At 66.7% G+C, this 3,013-nt stretch carries 2 protein-coding genes; one reads left to right on the top strand and one right to left on the bottom strand.

Features of this window, described 5'->3' with window-relative positions; all coding sequences use genetic code 11:
• A partial coding sequence (locus JOZ76_RS38405) for a hypothetical protein (protein WP_366938642.1) occupies positions 1-780 on the bottom strand: 780 nt, incomplete at its 3' end.
• Between JOZ76_RS38405 and JOZ76_RS29390 the strand changes: the two genes are divergently transcribed.
• Positions 779-2,842, top strand: a complete 2,064-nt coding sequence (locus JOZ76_RS29390) for a recombinase family protein (RefSeq protein ID WP_291704690.1) — start codon at positions 779-781, stop codon at positions 2,840-2,842. The two genes, JOZ76_RS38405 and JOZ76_RS29390, sit on opposite strands and share 2 nt — an antisense overlap.
• Positions 2,843-3,013: the final 171 nt, after the last annotated feature.

Here is a 3,013-nt window from a genome sequence, read left to right as displayed (position 1 = left end):
GCGTTTTTCGCGCTCAAGCGGGAAGCGGCGCCCGGCGTGGACGGGCTGACCTGGCAGGACTACGAGGCCGACCTCGATCGCCGGATCGAGGATTTGCACGCACGGGTCCAGCGGGGAGCGTATCGCGCCCTGCCGTCCCGGCGACGGTACATTCCGAAGCCGGATGGGCGGTAGGGCCCGCTCGCGGTCGCGGCCCTTGAGGACAAGGTCGTCCAAAGGGCCACGGTTGCGGTGCTGAACGCGATCTACGAGGAAGACTTTCTCGGGTTCTCGTACGGATTTCGACCCCAGCGCGGCCCGCACGATGCGTTGGACGCCCTGGCCGTCGGGATCAGCGGGACGAAGGTGAACTTCATTCTCGACGCCGATATCCGATCGTTTTTCGAGGACGTCAGTTGATACCCCTTTCCAGAATCCGGCGGAGAGGGATTTAGTCGAGATCGAGGTCACTGACCCCAGGCACCCGCTCTTCGGCCGGCGCTTTGCGGTGGTGTCGGTGAGCAGGCCGCACTCGACCAGTGATGGCCACGCCCTCGTCGCCCACCAGGGCCGCGTGCTGCTGAAACTGCCGCTTGGCGCGACGAGCCTCGTCCCGCGGCTGTCTGATGGAGCGCCGAGCAAGCTCTCCGCCGAAGCCGTGGCGGAGCTGATCGCCCTGGCCGAGGACAACGAGGTAATGGCATGCTCGTCCGGCCCGAACGTGTCTGGCAACGCACCTCCGAGGCGCTGCGGCGCGAGATCGCCGAGGATGTCGCAGCCCTCCTCGCGGAGGTGATCCATGAAATCGGAACTGATCGACGACCGCCACCTCGCCCGGCGCGCGGTCATCTACATCCGCCAGTCTACGCCGCACCAGGTGCTGACCAACCAGGAGAGCTTGCGCCTACAGTATGACCTGCGCCGGCGCGCGCTGGACCTGGGCTGGCGCGAAGAGGATGTCGAGGTGATCGACAGCGACCTCGGTCTGAGCGGAGCGGCGGCGACGCACCGGGAGGGCTTCAAGGACCTGATCGCGCGGGTGACGCTGGGCCAGGTAGGCATCGTGCTCTCCTCCGAGGTGACCCGCCTCAGCCGCAACTGCACGGACTGGTATCCGCTGCTCGACCTGTGCGGCTACCGGCAGTGCCTCATCGGCGACCGCGAGGGCGTCTACGATCCGGGCTCGGCGAATGGGCGGCTGCTCCTGGGCTTGAAGGGCACGATCTCCGAGATGGAGCTGCGTACTATCCGTACCCGCTTGACTGCCGGCCTGCTGAATAAGGCTGAGCGCGGCGAGCTCGGGCTCGTGTTGCCGGTCGGCCTGGTCCGCGACGCGGCCGGCATCGTGGTCAAGGACCCTGATTGCGAGGTGCAGTCCCGCCTCGAGCTGATCTTTGTGACCTTCCTGCGGGTCCGCTCGGCAAACAAGGTGCTGCGCAGTCTCAACGAGAGCGGCCTGACCCTGCCGCGCCGAGACCGTCTCGGCCGGACAGTCTGGCGTGCCCCGACCATCGCATCGGTCCTGAGCGTGCTCAAGAACCCTGCGTATGCCGGGACCTTCGTCTACGGCCGCACGCGCTCAATCCGCGATGCTGCCACGGCGCCGCCCAGGCCAAAGAAGCTTCCCCGCGAGCAGTGGAGGATCGTCGTGAGGGACAAATACCCCGCCTACGTCAGCTGGGAGACGTTCGAGAAGATCCAGGCCATGCTGCGCGACAACCACGCCGAGTACGACCGCAACAAGACGCGCGGCGTTCCACGGGATGGTGAGGCTTTGCTGCATGGAATCGTCTATTGCGGCGCGTGCGGCCACAAGATGGTCGTGCAATACAAGGGCGGCACGCGCTATCTCTGCAACTACCTTCGCCAGCAGCATGGCACGCCCGTATGCCAGTGTATTCCCGCTGGCTCAATCGATGCGGCGGCGGTCGCTGCGTTCTTCAAAGCACTCGCGCCGGCCGAGCTCGACGCCTACGCACGGGCGGTGGCAACCCGGCGCGAGGTGGATGACGCGATGCTGCGGGCCCAGGTGCAGCAGGTCGAGCGACTGCGCTACCGGGCGGCACTGGCCGAGCGCCAATACGACCAGGTCGACCCGGACAATCGCCTGGTCGCGGCCGAGCTGGAACGGCGCTGGGAGGAGGCGCTACGCGACGTGCGGCAGGCTGAAGCGGCTCTGGCCACGGCGCGAGCGGAAGTTGGTGAGGTTCCGGTCACGGTTGATGACGCGCTCCGGGCGGCGTTCACCGACGCCGGCCGGCGGCTGCCCGAGCTATGGCACGGCTCGACCCTAACGCGAGCACGCAAGAAGGCGCTGCTGCGCTGCCTGATTGACAAGGTCGTCATCCACCGCAGCGCGCCGGACACGATCCGCATGCGCCTTGTCTGGCGTGGTGGCGATGCCAGTGCGCTCAACGTGCCCGTGCCGGTCGGCTCGCTCGCCGCGCTGTCGCGGCACGAGGAGCTGGAGGCACGCATCCTCGAACTCGCTCGCGCCGGCCACAGCGACGAGGCGATCGCTGCAGAGCTGACTGCCGCCGGGTACCGCTCGCCGATGTGCATGCGGGTGCTGCCGAGCACGGTGCGGATCATTCGCCTGCGGCACGGCATCCTGTTGAAGCGAAGCCAGTCGCATCCGCGTCGGCTCCCTGGGCGTCTCACGATCCCGCAGCTCGCGGCCCAACTCGGGGTGAGCGCGCATTGGATCTACGACCGCGTCCACAACGGCACTATCGCGATTACGCGTGATGAGCGCACCGGTCTCTATCTGTTTCCCGACGCGCCCGGCACCCTGGATGGACTTCAGAAGCTCAGGGCTGGAGAGCTGGATCGGATTGCGTTCGACACCGAAATGGGCTCTTGAGGAGGGCAGCAAGATGCATGATCGTTCGATCGAGTCAATCACGACGGCTTGATGGCGCGGGTTGCCGCGCGAGTGTCGGATAAACGGGTGCTCAAACTCATCCGGGCCTTTCTCAAGGCTGGGGTGATGGAGGATGGCTTGGTCAGTCCGGTGGAGGAGGGCGCCCCGCAA

Source organism: Bradyrhizobium sp. (assembly GCF_019244115.1).
Taxonomy (GTDB): domain Bacteria; phylum Pseudomonadota; class Alphaproteobacteria; order Rhizobiales; family Xanthobacteraceae; genus Bradyrhizobium.
Note: the sequence above shows the minus strand (reverse complement) of the source record. Positions and strands in the feature narration are given on the sequence as shown.

Coding starts and splice junctions, on each gene's coding strand:
- JOZ76_RS29390 (WP_291704690.1), top strand. CDS start 779: ATGAAATCGGAACTGATCGACGACCGCCACCTCGCCCGGCGCGCGGTC.